Annotated in this window: 16 protein-coding genes; 8 read left to right on the plus strand and 8 right to left on the minus strand. The window is 73.9% G+C overall.

Going from position 1 to position 14,291, the window contains the following annotated elements:
• Positions 1-12: 12 nt before the first annotated feature.
• Positions 13-939 (minus strand): MurR/RpiR family transcriptional regulator, encoded by a 927-nt coding sequence (locus PV721_RS32700; RefSeq protein ID WP_319730741.1) that lies wholly within the window; start codon positions 937-939, stop codon positions 13-15.
• Positions 940-1,039: 100 nt separating this feature from the next.
• Here PV721_RS32700 and PV721_RS32705 point away from each other — a divergent pair, with 100 nt between their 5' ends.
• Together PV721_RS32705 and PV721_RS32710 are read left to right on the plus strand one after the other, a co-directional pair.
• Positions 1,040-1,414 carry a hypothetical protein gene (locus PV721_RS32705; RefSeq protein WP_319730743.1) on the plus strand — a complete coding sequence of 125 codons (375 nt, stop codon included), beginning with the start codon at positions 1,040-1,042 and terminating at the stop codon, positions 1,412-1,414.
• Positions 1,415-1,421: 7 nt separating this feature from the next.
• Positions 1,422-1,706 carry a DUF4031 domain-containing protein gene (locus PV721_RS32710; RefSeq protein ID WP_319730745.1) on the plus strand — a complete coding sequence of 95 codons (285 nt, stop codon included), beginning with the start codon at positions 1,422-1,424 and terminating at the stop codon, positions 1,704-1,706.
• Here PV721_RS32710 and PV721_RS32715 read toward each other — a convergent pair.
• From PV721_RS32715 to PV721_RS32725, 3 genes are all read right to left on the minus strand, one after another.
• Positions 1,703-2,935, minus strand: coding sequence for a serine hydrolase domain-containing protein (locus PV721_RS32715; protein WP_319730747.1), 1,233 nt, complete (start codon positions 2,933-2,935; stop codon positions 1,703-1,705). The two genes, PV721_RS32710 and PV721_RS32715, sit on opposite strands and share 4 nt — an antisense overlap.
• 126 nt (positions 2,936-3,061) lie before the next feature.
• Positions 3,062-4,294 carry a Cmx/CmrA family chloramphenicol efflux MFS transporter gene (locus tag PV721_RS32720; RefSeq protein ID WP_319730769.1) on the minus strand — a complete coding sequence of 411 codons (1,233 nt, stop codon included), beginning with the start codon at positions 4,292-4,294 and terminating at the stop codon, positions 3,062-3,064.
• Between the two features lie 54 nt (positions 4,295-4,348).
• Positions 4,349-5,098, minus strand: a complete 750-nt coding sequence (locus tag PV721_RS32725) for a hypothetical protein (RefSeq protein ID WP_319730749.1) — start codon at positions 5,096-5,098, stop codon at positions 4,349-4,351.
• Positions 5,099-5,207: 109 nt separating this feature from the next.
• Here PV721_RS32725 and PV721_RS32730 point away from each other — a divergent pair, with 109 nt between their 5' ends.
• Complete coding sequence (locus PV721_RS32730) at positions 5,208-5,894, plus strand: copper homeostasis protein CutC (RefSeq protein WP_319730751.1); 687 nt, start codon at positions 5,208-5,210, stop codon at positions 5,892-5,894.
• A gap of 193 nt (positions 5,895-6,087) precedes the next feature.
• Here the strand turns inward: PV721_RS32730 and PV721_RS32735 are convergent, their stop codons facing one another.
• Complete coding sequence (locus PV721_RS32735) at positions 6,088-8,061, minus strand: HelD family protein (RefSeq protein ID WP_416371230.1); 1,974 nt, start codon at positions 8,059-8,061, stop codon at positions 6,088-6,090.
• A gap of 380 nt (positions 8,062-8,441) precedes the next feature.
• On the opposite strand from PV721_RS32735, the gene PV721_RS32740 reads away from it, so the two are divergent.
• Together PV721_RS32740 and PV721_RS32745 are read left to right on the plus strand one after the other, a co-directional pair.
• Positions 8,442-8,627: a hypothetical protein gene (locus PV721_RS32740; RefSeq protein ID WP_319730756.1), complete on the plus strand. Its 186-nt coding sequence runs from the start codon at positions 8,442-8,444 to the stop codon at positions 8,625-8,627.
• A gap of 164 nt (positions 8,628-8,791) precedes the next feature.
• Complete coding sequence (locus PV721_RS32745) at positions 8,792-9,547, plus strand: glycosyltransferase family 87 protein (RefSeq protein WP_319730757.1); 756 nt, start codon at positions 8,792-8,794, stop codon at positions 9,545-9,547.
• On the opposite strand, the gene PV721_RS32750 is transcribed toward PV721_RS32745, so the two are convergent.
• The gene (locus PV721_RS32750; protein ID WP_319730758.1) at positions 9,513-11,156 is read right to left on the minus strand and encodes a DNA repair helicase XPB; all 1,644 of its coding nucleotides are present in this window, start codon (positions 11,154-11,156) and stop codon (positions 9,513-9,515) included. The two genes, PV721_RS32745 and PV721_RS32750, sit on opposite strands and share 35 nt — an antisense overlap.
• A gap of 186 nt (positions 11,157-11,342) precedes the next feature.
• Entirely contained in the window at positions 11,343-11,963 is a 621-nt protein-coding gene (locus PV721_RS32755) for a TetR/AcrR family transcriptional regulator (RefSeq protein WP_319730759.1), read from the minus strand.
• A gap of 119 nt (positions 11,964-12,082) precedes the next feature.
• Here PV721_RS32755 and PV721_RS32760 point away from each other — a divergent pair, with 119 nt between their 5' ends.
• The 3 genes from PV721_RS32760 (at position 12,083) to PV721_RS32770 (ending at position 13,791) form a co-directional block, all read left to right on the plus strand.
• Positions 12,083-12,655 carry a peroxiredoxin-like family protein gene (locus PV721_RS32760; protein WP_319730761.1) on the plus strand — a complete coding sequence of 191 codons (573 nt, stop codon included), beginning with the start codon at positions 12,083-12,085 and terminating at the stop codon, positions 12,653-12,655.
• Positions 12,652-13,116 carry an N-acetyltransferase gene (locus PV721_RS32765; RefSeq protein WP_319730763.1) on the plus strand — a complete coding sequence of 155 codons (465 nt, stop codon included), beginning with the start codon at positions 12,652-12,654 and terminating at the stop codon, positions 13,114-13,116. The genes PV721_RS32760 and PV721_RS32765 overlap by 4 nt, the downstream gene beginning before the upstream one ends.
• A gap of 126 nt (positions 13,117-13,242) precedes the next feature.
• Positions 13,243-13,791 (plus strand): DoxX family protein, encoded by a 549-nt coding sequence (locus PV721_RS32770; protein WP_319730765.1) that lies wholly within the window; start codon positions 13,243-13,245, stop codon positions 13,789-13,791.
• Here the strand turns inward: PV721_RS32770 and PV721_RS32775 are convergent.
• Positions 13,778-14,291, minus strand: a 514-nt coding sequence (locus PV721_RS32775; RefSeq protein WP_319730767.1) for a DUF4291 domain-containing protein, incomplete at its 5' end; no start/stop codon positions are given. The genes PV721_RS32770 and PV721_RS32775 overlap by 14 nt on opposite strands.

Raw genomic sequence — 14,291 nt, forward strand, 5'->3', positions numbered from 1 at the left:
GGGCTGGAGGGGTCAGCGGGTCGTGTGGCGGTGGGCCAGGGCCTCGTAGGAGGCGGTGAGGGCGGGTGCGGCGGTTTCGTAGGTGCGCTGGGCCACGCCGACGAAGAGGCAGTCGACGACGAGCAGCTGACTGGTCCGGCTGGACATGGCGGCCGGGCGCAGCTGGGTCTCGCGGGCGGCGGAGGTGGCCAGTACGAGGTCGGCGTAGTGGGCGACGGGGGCGTTGGGGCGGCCGGTGAGGGCGAGGGTGGTGGCGCCGCGCTCGAAGGCGACGCGGAGCGGCTCGATCACGTCGCCGGTGGAACCGGAGTGGGTGATCGCGACGGCGACGTCGCCGGGGCCCAGCTGGACGGCGCCGGTGACGGCCAGGTGGGGGTCGCTGTGGGCGTGGGCGACGAGCCCGATGCGCAGCAGCTTCTGGGCGAGGTCCTGGCCGACGAGGGCGGAGGCGCCGACGCCGTAGACGTCGATGCGGCGGGCGGTGGCGAGGGCGGTGACGGCGGCGGCCAGCTGGGCCAGGTCGAGTCCGGCGGCGGTGTCGGTGAGGGTCTGCGCCTCCTCGTGGGCCAGCTTGGCGACGACGTCGGCGAGCGGGTCGTCGACGGCTATGTCGACGGTGACGGCCGGGGCGGCGCCGGACTCCTGCTGCGCGGCGAGGGCGGCGAGCGCGAGACGCAGGTCGCGGTAGCCGGGGTAGCCGAGGAGGCGGGCGGCGCGGACGACGGTGGCCTCGCTGGTGCCGGTGTGCGCGGCGAGGCCGGAGACGGTGAGCCGCGCGCACCCGGCGGGATCGCTGGCGACGGCCTCGGCGACGGCCTGCACGGAGCGCGTCATGGACGGAGCGAGGCTCCGGACCCGGGCCCGTAGGGCGGAGGGCGCCGGGGCTGGCGCGGGCGCGGTCTGCGTACGGCTGAAAGTTTCTTTCGTGTTCTCGCTCACACCTGAAAGCTATTTTCGGGGGTGGTGGGCGTCAATACGCCATACGGCCTCCGGAAAGAGGCCCTTCGTCACCGGGCCCCCGCGGGGCCACAATGGGCCCATGGACCACGCGACCCCCTTGGAACAGGCGCTGCACGTCGCCCGTGCACTTGTTCTCGCCGATCTCGCCGCCGGCGAGGTCGCCGATGCCGATGTCGTCTCCCTCGTCGAGGACTCGGTCACGCACCGCCGTTGGTGGGTGGAGCAGTGGCCGGAGGGGGTCGACTATCTCGCCGGACTCGTCGCCCAGGACGTGCAGGACGCGCTGCTGGAGAAGTACGGCCGCTGGCCGCTGTGCCCGGTCTGCGCCCACGGCGATCCGCACGCGCTCGACGTGGAACCGGAACTCGGACCCGACCCGCACTGGGTGTGCTCGGAGGCGGGCGTGAAAGTGGCCGCGGTCGGCGGCCTGGGCCCCGTCTTCGGTCTCCGGTGAGCCGCCCGTGACCGTCTACATCGACCCGCCGACCTGGCCGGGCCACGGCCGCATGTGGTCCCACCTCGTCAGCGACGTCTCGTACGAGGAGCTGCACGCCTTCGCGGCGGGGATCGGCTGTCCGCCGAGGGCCTTCGAGCGGGACCACTACGACGTGCCCTCGTACCGGTACGCGGACGCGGTCGGCGCGGGCGCGGTGGAGATCGGCAGCAAGGAGCTCGTCCGCCGGCTCACGGCGGCGGGGCTGCGCCGCCCCAAGGGCCGTCCGGCGCCGGCCGCGGACACGGTCTAGGAGCTGGGCTCCGGGGACGCGGGTGGGGCCGACGGCTCCGGAACGGCGTTGGGCTGGGCCTCCGGCGGGAGCGACCAGACGTGCTCCGGGGTCACGATCTTGGTGACCGTGTTGGCGACGAGGGAACTCAGGCTGCCGAACTTCCCGTCGACGTCGGAGTTCACCACGATCACCAGGGTCGCGCGGGCCTGCGGGAGCCGGACGGCGACGGTCTCGTAGCCGGGCAGCTCGCCGTTGTGGCCGATCCAGCCGTCGAGCTCGGCGATGCCGAGTCCGTAGCGCACGTCGGCGTGACCGGTGGGCAGCATGCGCAGCCTCTGGGCCTGGGTGCCCGGCTCCAGCAGGCGGTCGCCGTCGGGCAGCTTCCCGCTGACCAGGGTCGGGACCCAGGAGTGCAGGTCGTCGATGGTGGAGATCATCGCGCCGGCCGCCCAGCCCCAGGAGGGGTTCCAGCGGGATGCGTCGACGGTTGCGCCGTCCGGGGTGAAGTTCGTGTAGCCGTGCACGAACGGGCCGGCAATGTCGGCGCCGGTCGGCAGCGAGGTCGCGTCCAGGTCGGCAGGCTCGAAGACGTTCTGTTCCAGGTAGCTGTGCAGCGGCTGACCGCTGATCTTCTCCACGAGCAGGCCGAGCAGGACGGTGTTGGTGTTCGAGTACTCCCAGCGCGCACCCGGCGGGAAGTCGGCGGGGTGCCGGAAGGCGATGTCCAGCAGCTCCTGCGGGGTCCAGGACCGGTACGGGTCGGCCTTGAAAGTGGCCAGCCAGCGCGGGTCCTCGGTGTAGTTGTACAGACCGCTGCGCATCTCGGCGAGCTGCCGGACGGTGATCTCGTCGCCGCCGGGCACCCCGTCGAGGTACGTCGACACGGGCGCGTCGAGGCGTACCCTCCCGTCGTCGACGAGCTGGAGGACGGCGGTGATGGTGAAGGTCTTGGTGACGCTGCCGATGCGGGTGTGCATGTCGGTCTTGATGGGGATGCCGGTGGCCTTGTCGGAGGTGCCGAAGGCGCGGACGTAGGAGTCGTTGCCGTCGATCCACAGGCCCACGCCCACGCCGGGGATCCCCGCCTCGCGCATGACCGCGGTGATCGCGTCGTCGAGTTTCTCGGCGATCACGGGGTCGATGTCCACCCGGCCCGGCGGGGCGGCCGCCGGGGCCTGCCCCGCGCACAGCGCGGTCAGCAGGAGGGAGGCGGCGGCCAAGACGGTGGGCGTCCGGTACCGGGCCATGGAGGATCACCTCTGACGCACGTCCCCGAGCGGTCCCCAGATCCCCGAGCGGACCATCTCATCGTAGGAAGCCGGTTGCGGGGCGGCGACCGGGGGCCGGGAGGCGGGCCCGGGCCCGGCCCCCGGTCAGGCGCCCGCCGGGGCCCCCGCGGGCTCCTCGGCGCGGCCCGCGGCCGGGCTCCCCGAGGCCACCACCCGGGTCGGGTGGGGCGGCGTACGGCGGTCCAGGCGCAGGGCGATCACGGCCAGGCCGATCGCGGTGACCGTCATGGCGGCGCCCGCCCAGGCGGTGGCGGCGAAGCCCAGGCCCGCGTCGATGACGGTGCCGCCGAGCCAGGGGCCGCCGGTGTTTCCGAGGTTGAAGGCGGCCGTGGTGGTGGCGCCGGCCAGGGTCGGGGCGGCGCCGGCCACGTTGAACATGCGGGCGTTGAGCGCCGGGGCGGTGAAGAAGGCCGAGAAGCCGATCAGGAAGGCGAGCGCGACCGCCGCGACCTGGACCGAGGCCAGCAGGGCGAGCACGACGAGGAAGGCGGTCGAGGCGGTGATGCCCCAGATCATCACGCCGAACAGGTGCGCGTCGGCGATCCGCCCGCCGACGGTGGTGCCGGCCAGCGCGCCGATGCCGAAGAGGGCGAGGACCCAGGGGACCCACCGGGAGTCCAGCCCGGCCACGTCCGTGAGCAGGGGTGACAGGTAGCTGAACGCGCAGAAGACGCCGCCCGCGGCCAGCGCCGTGACGGCGATGGACAGCCACACCTGCCGGTCGCGGTAGATCCGCAGCTCGCGCCCGAGCGAGGGCTTCTCGGCGGGCAGCGGGATCTTCGGGATCAGCGCCAGGATGCCGGCGAGGGCGACCGCGGAGGCCGCGCCGACCGACCAGAACGCGGAGCGCCAGCCCAGGTGCTCGCCGAGGAAGGCGCCGGCGGGGACGCCGAGGACGTTGGCGATGGACAGCCCGCCGATCATGACGGCCATCGCGCGGGCCCGCTGGTCCCGGTCGACCATGGCGATGGCCACGGCCGCGCCGACGGCCCAGAAGCCGGCGCATGCGAACGCCGAGACCACGCGGGAGGCGAAGAGGAGCTCGTAGGAGGGGGCCAGCGCGCCCGCGACCTGCCCGAGGCCGAAGAGGCTGATGAGGGCGATCAGGGTGGTGCGGCGCGGCAGCCGCAGGGTGGCCACGGCCAGCAGCGGGGCCCCGACGACCATGCCGATCGCGAAGGCGGATATGAGCAGGCCCGCCTGCGGGATGGTGACGTCCATGTCCTCCGCGATGGGCGGCAACAGGCCGGAGAGCATGAATTCGCTGGTGCCGAGCGCGAAGACGGACAGTCCGAGGATGTAGACGGCGACGGGCATGCGGGGGCGTGCGGCATCTGCGGGCATGACTGACACCAACCGTCGCGAACGCGATCAAATTCCCCCGGAGGTGTCGGAGGTGTCGGAGGTGTCGGGGGCGTCGGAGGCGCCGGGGGCACCTGGGCCGTCGAGTGCGGCGAGCTCGGCGGCGAGGTTGGCGCGGGCCGGGGCCTCCCAGTGCGTGGCGCCGTAGGGCGTGCGGAAGAGCCGGGGCAGGCCGAGCAGCTGGCGCAGCACCGCGGCGCGGCCGGTGCGGAAGGCCTCGTCCGGGACGAACCCGTACTCGGCGCGCACGGCGGCCACGTAGGCGGCGTAGGCCTCCGGGGCGCCGGCCAGGACGGCCAGGTCGGCGTCGCAGAGCACCTCGCCGTCGGTGTCGCCGGGGGCGGGGTGGTGGGTGACGGTGAGCCGGACCAGCCGGGCCACCTCGGCGGTGCGGGCGGCGCCTATGCCGAGCTCGGGGAGGGCGCGCTCGGCCAGGGCGGCGCTGCGCTCCTCGTTCTCGGAGCGGTCGGGACGGTAGACGGCGTCGTGGAACCAGGCGGCGAGCTGCACGGCGGCGAGGTCGGCGGCGTGCGGAGCCAGTACGTCGATCCGCGCGAGTACGTCGGCCAGGTGCGCGGTGGTGTGGTACCGGCGCTGCGGCTCCGCCCAGGCGGCGAGCAGGCGCTCGGCGTAGGGGGCGGGATCGCGGTCGGCGGAGGCGCCGGCGGCGGTGGCGGTCGCCCGCCAACGGGCCTGGAGGGCCGCGGTGTCGGGGCCGGAGCCACCGGGGGTCTCACGGTGCTGGGTGCCTGTGTCCATGGGCACATTGTGGGGGTGGCGTGATTGTGCTGGTGAAGCGCGGGTGGAGGCCCGTACCCTGGATATTGGACTAGACCTATTTTTCATACCGGACGAAGGACGGCAACGAATGAGCAAGCGTGCGCTCCTGGAGGTGATCGCCCTCGACGCGGAGGACGCGATCGCGGCCCAGGCCGGTGGGGCGGACCGACTCGAACTGGTCACCGACATGGCCGCCGACGGGCTCACCCCGCCGCGCGAGACCTTCGCGGCGATCAGGGCGGCGGTCGACATCCCGCTGCGCGTGATGCTCCGCAAGACGGACGGCTTCGCGGCGGGCGACGTCTCCGTACTGGTCCGCGCGGCGCGGGAGCTGCGGGCGGAGGGCGCGCAGGAGTTCGTCCTCGGCTTCCTGAACCCGGACGGCACCCCCGACCTGGCCGCCGTCGAGGCGGTCGTGGCGGAGCTGGACGGCTGCCGCTGGACCTTCCACCGGGCGATCGACCGCGCGGCCGACCGGGACCAGCTGCGCAAGGCCCTGGCCGACCTGCCCGGGCTGGACACGTACCTGACGGCCGGCTCGGCGGCCGGGGTCGACGAGGGACTGCCGGTGCTGGTCGCCGAGGCGGCGCGGCGGGGCGAGCCGGGGTACGGGGCGCGGATGCTGGTCGGCGGCGGGCTGACCCTCTCGCACCTGCCGGTGCTGCGCTCGGCCGGCCTCGACGCGTTCCACATCGGCGGCGCGGCCCGTCCCTCCGGGTGGGGCCGCCCGGTCTCCGCCGAGGCCGTCGCCGAATGGCGCTCGGCCCTGACCTGATCGAACCGGGACTCCGCCCCGAACCCCCTGCGGCGCTCCGCGCCCGCGCCTCGATCGCCGGCGAATCCAGCCTCGCCGGCGTTTGAGGCGCGGGGTCCGGGGCGGAGCCCCAGGAGTGCGGCCGCAGGTCAGGGCCGGGCGGTGAGGAGCGGGCCTGCGGTCAGGGCGGAGCCCCGGTGCTCGGAGCCGTGGGTCAGGACAGGGCGGTCGGGAGGGGGGCCGCGTGGAGGGCCGTCAGGCCCGAGACGGCTCGGGTGAGGCAGACGTACAGGCGGCGCAGGCCCGTGCGTTCGTCCGGTTCGCCGTCGACGATGGCCGCGGGCTCGTCCAGGACCACGTAGTCGTACTCCAGACCCTTCGCCAGGGAGGCGGGGACCAGGGTCAGCCGCGACTCGGCCGTGGTCTCCTCGCCCGGCGACAGGTACGGCAGGCCCGCCGCGAGCAGGGCCTCCGCCAGCACGGGGATCCGCGCGTCCGCCGCGATCAGGCCGATCGACCCCTCGTGGGCGAGGGACGCGCGGCAGGCCGCCACCACGTCCGCCGTCAGGTCCGAGCTCTGCGAGATCAGCAGCGAGCCCGGGGTCTCGCGGACCGAGGAGACCGGGGCCAGCCCCGGGGAGATCGACGGCAGCAGGCGGGAGGCGTACGCGATCACCTCGCGCGGTACGCGGAAGCCCGCCGTCAGCTCCTCCAGCACGGCCTGCGGCTTGCCCAGGTGGGTCAGGGCCTCGTCCCAGCTGCGCGTGGCCCAGGGGGTGGTGCCCTGCGCGAGGTCGCCGAGGACCGTCGCCGAGCCCGTCGTGCAGCGCCGGCCCACCGCCCGGTACTGCATCGGCGACAGGTCCTGGGCCTCGTCGACCACGACGTGGCCCAGCGAATGCGTCCGCTCCACCAGGTCGGCGGCCTCGTCGATCAGCACCAGGTCCGCCGCCGACCACTTCGCCGACTTCACGCTCCGGAACGGCTTCGGCCACAGGAGCAGCTTCTGCTCGTCCGCGGTGAGGACGTCCGCCGCGTGCAGCGCGAGGAAGTCGGGGTCGGACAGGAGGCGCAGGACCAGCTTCGCCGGCTCGACCGGCGGCCAGACCGCCTTGACCGCGGCCTTCACCGCCGCGTTGCGGGCCACCGCGTCCTGCACGCGGTCGTCCGGTGCCTCGCCCGCCTGCTCCATCCGTACGAGCACCGCGTGCGCGATCCGCTGCGGCAGCGCGTCCCGGGCCGCACCGTAGCGGATGTCGCGGTTCTGCAGCTCCTCGACCATCTCGGCGATCTCGTACGCGGGCACCCGCCAGCGGCGCGAACCGCGCACCACCATCAGGGGCTCGGTCGGCGCGCTGACGTGCGAGACGAGCGCGCGGCGCAGCACCTCCGCCATCCGGGCGTCGCCCTTGACCACGGCGGTTTCGGCGGCGTCCGTGCCGCCTACCTCCAGACCCTCGCGGGCGACCAGGTCGTCGACCGTGGCCTGCTTGACCTCCAGCTCGCCCAGCGCCGGCAGGACCTGCTCGATGTAGTGCAGGAAGGAACGGTTCGGCCCGATGACGAGCGTGCCCGTGCGGGCGAGGCGGTCGCGGTGCGCGTAGAGGAGGTACGCGACGCGGTGCAGGCCGACGGCGGTCTTCCCGGTGCCGGGGCCGCCCTGCACGCAGACGGAGCCGGAGAGCCCGGAGCGGACGATCTCGTCCTGCTCGGGCTGGATCGTCGCGACGATGTCCCGCATGGGGCCGACGCGCGGGCGCTCGATCTCCTGCTGGAGCAGCTTGCTGACGGCGGCGGCCTCGGCGGGGTCGGACAGGTGCTCGTCCTCGTACGCCGTCAGCTCACCGCCGGTGTAACCGAAGCGCCTGCGCAGCGCGATGTCCTGGGGGTCGGTCTTGGAGGCCCGGTAGAACGGCTGGGAGACGGGCGCGCGCCAGTCGATGACCATCGGATCGCCGTCGGCGTCGTGGACGTGGCGGCGGCCGATGTAGAACTGCTCGCCCTCCGCGCCTTCGGCGAGCTCGGCGCCGGGTGCGTGGAGGTAGTTGAGGCGGCCGAAGAAGAGGGGGGTGTGGGAGAGGTCGGCGAGGGCCTTGATGCGGTCGTCGATCTGGGCCTGCAGGACGATCGCGTTGACCCAGTTCGCGGTGACGTCGCGGATGTCGAGGGCCTCGACGTCCTCCCGCATGGCGCGCAGGGCGGAGCGCGAGGCGGAGAGGTGGGCCCGTTCGCGGGCGAGCGGGTCGGACTCGGGGGCGTGCGCGGGCACGGGAAGGCCTCCAGCTGCTGGTACGGAACAGAAACCCGCCGGTTCCGGCCGGGGGGCGGCTCTCCCCGATGAGGCGGTGGGAGGCTGGCAAGAGCGGAGATTCTAACCACGGCGGCGCGGCGGCGCGAACGAATTCGAGTACTCCCGCACGGGACCGCCGTACGGGTGTCATACCGGGGAGTGTCATACCTCAGGGAGGTCCCTAGGGGCCGGCATGGGCCGGGAGGAGGAGGCCGCGGGGCCCCGGGTTACGCCCCCAGAGCGATGTGAGCCGCGTGGCGGAAAAGCACCATGGACACATGAGCACCGCAACCTTCACCCCGGTCCAGGGTGGCCGCCCGCGCGGCGCCACCTCCCTCTCCGACGCCCGCCCGCGCCGTCCCCTCGGCCGCGCGCTGCAGGCAGCCAAGATCTTCGCGGCGGCCGCCGTGAGCGTCGTCGTCCTCGGCGAATACGCCGAGGACGCGGGCGTCATACGCCGCTGAGCGCAGGCCCTGCCGGGACCCGCCGGGCCGCTGCTGCGCCGCCCCCGGCGGCGGGGCCGGCGGCGTGGACCGGGGGTGCGGTGTGGGGGGTTGGGTGATCCACTAGGGTCACGCGCGTGAACCGGAGCCCTGCCCAGAGCCGCTTACCGTTGCCCTTTGCCGGAGTGCTGGCGACGGGATCGCTGCTCGTGCTGGGCGTGCTCGGCATCGCCCTGCGCGTTCCGGTGGCCGATGCCCTCGTCGACGGGTTCTGTGCCGCCGAGTGGCGTCCGTCCACCGTGTACCCGCCGTTCGCGGCGATCCTGTTCACACCGGCCGCCTGGCTGCCCGCCGCCGTGCTGAAGGCCGTCCTCGTCCTCGGTGACGCGGGCCTGCTCGCCCTGCTGATCAGCCTGTCCTGGCGCCTCGCGGGACTGGCGGCCAGGCCCGGGCCCGTCCTGGCCGCGAGCGTCGCCGGGCTGTGGCTGGGACCGCTGTTCCAGGCGCCGCTCCCCGGCCAGATCAACCTGGCGCTCGCCTGCCTGGTCCTGTGGGACCTCGGCCGGCCGGCCGGCGCGCTCGGCAAGGGCTTCGCGCTGGGCGTCGCCGCCGGGATCACCCTCGTCCCGGCGGCCTTCGTCCCGTACCTGCTGGCGACCCGCCGCGTCCGGGCCGGGCTGACCGCGCTGGCCGCCCTCGCCGGTACCGCGCTGCTCGGGCTCCTGGTCCTCCCGCAGGACTCGGCCGCGTTCTGGACCCGGCAGCTGCCCGCCGCCGCCCGCGCCCCGCTACCGGGCTGGCCGGCCCTGTGGGTCTGGTGCGTCCCCCTGCTGGCCCTGCTGATCGCCGCCGCCCGCGCCCCGGCCACCGCGGGCCCGCGAGACGGTCGCCCGGCGACCCTCTCCGTCAGTCGCTCGCCAGCAGCTCGTCGGCGTCCATGATCCGGTAGGCGTAGCCCTGTTCGGCCAGGAAGCGCTGGCGGTGGGCCGCGAAGTCCTGGTCGATCGTGTCGCGCGCGACGACCGAGTAGAAGCGTGCCTCGTGGCCGTCCGCCTTCGGCCGCAGGACGCGGCCCAGGCGCTGCGCCTCCTCCTGGCGCGAGCCGAAGGTGCCCGACACCTGGATGGCGACCGTCGCCTCCGGCAGGTCGATGGAGAAGTTCGCGACCTTCGACACGACCAGCACGCTGATCTCGCCCTCGCGGAAGGCGTTGAAGAGCTTCTCGCGCTGCGCGTTGGAGGTCTCGCCCTTGATCACGGGGGCGTCCAGGTGCTCGCCGAGCTCGTCGAGCTGGTCGATGTACTGGCCGATGACGAGGGTCTGTTCGCCCTGGTGCTTGCGCACCAGCGCCTCCGTGACCTTCCGCTTCGTCGCCGTCGTCGCGCAGAAGCGGTACTTTTCCTCCGTCTCGGCGGTCGCGTACGCGAGCCGCTCCGACTCCGTGAGGTTCACGCGGACCTCGACGCAGTCCGCCGGCGCGATGTAGCCCTGCGCCTCGATCTCCTTCCACGGCGCGTCGAACCGCTTCGGTCCGATGAGCGAGAAGACGTCCGACTCCCGCCCGTCCTCGCGCACGAGGGTGGCCGTCAGGCCGAGCCGGCGGCGGGCCTGCAGGTCGGCGGTGAACTTGAAGACCGGCGCGGGCAGCAGGTGCACCTCGTCGTAGACGATCAGGCCCCAGTCCCGGGAGTCGAAGAGCTCCAGGTGCGGGTAGACACCCTTCCGCTTGGTCGTCAGGACCTGGTAGGTGGCGATCGTGACGGGCCGGATCTCCTTGCGGGTGCCGGAGTACTCGCCGATCTCCTCCTCCGTCAGCGAGGTCCGCTTGACCAGCTCGTGCTTCCACTGGCGGGCCGAGACGGTGTTCGTGACCAGGATCAGCGTGGTCGCCTTGGCCATCGCCATGGCCCCGGCGCCGACCAGCGTCTTGCCGGCGCCGCAGGGCAGCACGACCACGCCGGAGCCGCCGTGCCAGAAGCCCTCGACGGCCTGCTGCTGGTACGGGCGCAGCGCCCAGCCGTCCTCGGCCAGTTCGATCGCGTGCGCCTCGCCGTCCACGTAGCCGGCGAGGTCCTCGGCCGGCCAGCCCAGCTTGAGCAGCGTCTGCTTGATCTGCCCGCGCTCGGAGGGGTGCACGGCCACGGTGTCGGCGTCGAGCCGCGCACCGACGAGCGGGGTGATCCGCTTGGACCGCAGGATCTCCTCCAGCACGGGACGGTCGGTGCTGGTCAGGACCAGGCCGTGCACGGGGTGCTTGGAGAGGGTGAGGCGGCCGTAGCGCGCCATGGTCTCGGCCACGTCGACGAGCAGGGCATGCGGGACGGGGTAGCGGGAGTACTCGACGAGCGCGTCGACGACCTGCTCGGCGTCGTGCCCGGCGGCCCGGGCGTTCCACAGGCCGAGCGGGGTGATCCGGTAGGTGTGGATGTGCTCGGGGGCCCGTTCCAGCTCGGCGAACGGAGCGATGGCGCGGCGCGCGGCTCCGGCGAGCTCGTGGTCGACCTCGAGCAGGAGGGTCTTGTCGCTCTGGACGATGAGCGGTCCGTTCACGCGCGTCCCTTTCCGGCGGTGAGACGGCCGCCCGGGCGCGGGCGGCCAAACCTCCAGTCTGCCGTATCGCCGGGCGGCCCGGGGGGTTCTCGGCGCGCGGGACCGCCGCCGGTCCCGTACGCGCAGCCCCGGGCGGGATCCCGGCCCCCGGGCGGACGCGAGCCCAGGCCCCGGCCGGGCGGGAGCCTAGGCCCCGTCCAGGCCGGCGAGGAGCAGGGCGAGGCCGCCGTGGAACTCCCGGTCCGGGGTGAGGGAGCGGGCGCCGCGGGCGGCTTCGGTCAGGTACGGGAACGCGTCCGCCGGGAGGTCGGCGATGGCGGCGGTGCCCGCGCCGGAGAGGGCGCCGAGGTGTTCCTGCTGGATCGCGCCGATCACGTAGGCGAGCAGCGCGCGCAGGGCGATGATCCGCTCCTGGGCCCCCAGCCCGGCCTCGCTGAGCACCCCGAGGACGCTCTCGCCCCAGCGCAGCACGCCGGGGGAGCGGTGCCGGTGGCTGAAGGTGAGCGGCAGGACGGCGGGGTGCGCGCCGACGGTGTCCCGCAGCCGGTCGACGAGGAGCGTGACCCGTGCCCGCCAGGGCCCGGCGGACGGGGGCGGCGGGGTGCTGTCGACGGCGCTGAGGACGAGTTCGACGACGAGGGCTTCGAGTTCCCCGCGGTCCTGGACGTACCGGTACAGGGCCATGGTGCTGATGCCGAGTTCGACGGCGACGGCGCGCATGGACAGCCCCGGGAGTCCCTCACGGTCGATCACGGCGAGGGCTGCGGCGGCCAGTTGGTCCTGGGTGAGCGAGCGGGGGCGCGGCATGGTGGTTGACAGCGTACGACATACGCCTACGCTGTTAGGTGTACGGCATACGCCTACGGGAGGGTCCTCGTGGCCCCGTCGCCCGTGGCCTCGTCGCCCGTGACCTTGTGGAGGTCCTCGTGCAGCTCGACACCGGTTCCCTCGTCCGCACCCGCGTCCTCACCGCCGTCACGGACGGCTCGTCCGTCGCCGTCCCGGACCCCGAGCGGCTGGTCCACCTCCAGTTCCGCCGGTTCGCCGGCTGCCCCGTCTGCCATCTGCACCTGCGCTCGGTGGTGCGGCGGCACACGGAGATCGAGGCGGCCGGCATCCGCGAGGTCGTGGTCTTCCACTCCGGCGCCGACGAGCTGCGCGAGCACGTGGCCGGACTGCCGTTCGCGGTGATCGCCGACCCGGACAAGCGGCTGTACGCGGAGTTCGGCGTCGAGTCGTCCTACCGCTCCCTGCTGAGCCCGCGCGCCTGGGGGCCGGTACTGCGGGGGATCGCCCTCGGCGCGGTCGAACTGCTGCGGGGGCGGCAGAAGGCGCCGTCGCGGACCCAGGCCGGCGGGCGGCTCGGGCTGCCCGCGGACTTCCTGATCGCGCCCGACGGGACGGTCCTCGCCCGGTCGTACGGGGAACACGTCGACGACCAGTGGCCGGTGGAAAAGCTGCTGACGCTGGCGGCGCGGGCACGTACGGTCCGGGCATGAACCATGGTCAGCAGACCCTCGTGCCAGCCGACTTCGAAGTGCCGCAGACCTTCGAGGCGGACGGCTTCCGGCTGGAGCCGCTCGGCGAGCGGCACAACGAGCGCGACCTCGCCGCCTGGAGCGGGAGCATCGCGCACGTCCGGGCCACGCCGGGGTTCCACGGGAGGAACTGGCCGCCGCTGGAGGGCATGTCCGCGGAGGCCAACCGGGCCGACCTGGTGCGCCATGCGCGGGACTTCGAGGCCCGGACCGGATTCACGTACAGCGTGCTGGACGGCGACGACGTCATCGGGTGCCTGTACATCTACCCGGCCAAGGAGGCGCCCGGCCGGATCCACGTCAGCTCGTGGGTGCGCGCCGACCGGGCGCCGCTGGACGCAACCGTGTACGAGGCCGTGCAGGGGTGGCTCCGCGAGGTGTGGCCGTTCGACCCGGGGCTGATCGACTACGCGGCCAGGTGAGCGGGCCGGTGGCGGGCCTGCGGCCGAACGGGTCGTCGACGGGAACCGGCGACGTTGCGGCCGGGTCATCGCCGACGGGCGTCATACGGTGGCCGTCGCTGCCAGGCGACGCAAGAACGGACGCTGATGACGCAAGAACGACGGGACCGCGCGCTCTTGCGTGCCAGCTCGGCCCCTGTCCCCCTCACCACCGCCACCCACGACATCGGCCTGCTCGTGCTCCGGCTCGTCGTCGGCCTCAGCATGGTCGGCCACGGCACCATGAAGCTCTTCGGGTGGTTCGGCGGCCCCGGCCTCACCGCGACCGGCAAGGGCTTCACGATGGCCGGCTATCCCGCCGGCGACGCCATGGCCGTCATCGCCGGACTGTCCGAGACCCTGGGCGGCCTCGGACTCGCCCTCGGCCTGCTCACCCCGCTCGCCGGCGCCGCCCTGACCGGCATCTTCATCAACGTCCTCGACCTCCGCGGCCTGAGCGCCTACTTCCCGCCCAAGGGCGTGGAACTCGAGGTGCTCCTCTTCGCCGGGGCCGTCGCCCTCACCCTCACCGGCCCGGGCCGCTTCTCCGCCGACCACTACCTCCCGGTGCTGCGCGAGTCGCGGCCCCGTTACTCCTGGCTCGCCCTGCTGCTGGGCGTCGTCGCGGGATTCGTCGTCCTCCTCATCCGGGACTGACCGCCGCTTCCGTACGGAGGTGCCCCAGCGGGCCCGACGGGTAGGGCGTCTCCACCGGGAGCAGGGCGCGGGCCGCCTCGGCTTCGCCGGACCGGAGCAGGCCGTGGATCTGCCGGGCCAGCGGGGTCACGTCGCGGATCGAGACCGTCCACTCGTCGGCGTACGCGCGCGAGGCCGAGCCGGACAGGCCCAGCTGGAGCGAGCGGTACGGCAGCGGGTTCAGGTGCAGGTCGCGCTCCGGGTCCCACTGGACCCGGGCGGGCGCCTCGCGCAGGGACGCCTTCCAGGCGGCCCGGTCCGCGTGCACGCCCGGCTCGTAGTGGGAGAGGCAGGCCTCGCGCAGGGCCCGGTCGAAGCCCTCACGGGTGATCTCGACGGCCAGCACGGTCTCCTGGTCGGCCTTGGTGGCCCAGCCGCAGCGGTACATCATCCACAGGAACGAGGGCTTGATCCACGTCATCCGCTCCCGCTTCCAGGCGGGCGGGAAGCGGCCGTCCCGC

It is taken from the genome of Streptomyces sp. MB09-01 (genome assembly GCF_033794505.1).
Classification (GTDB): Bacteria; Actinomycetota; Actinomycetes; order Streptomycetales; family Streptomycetaceae; genus Streptomyces.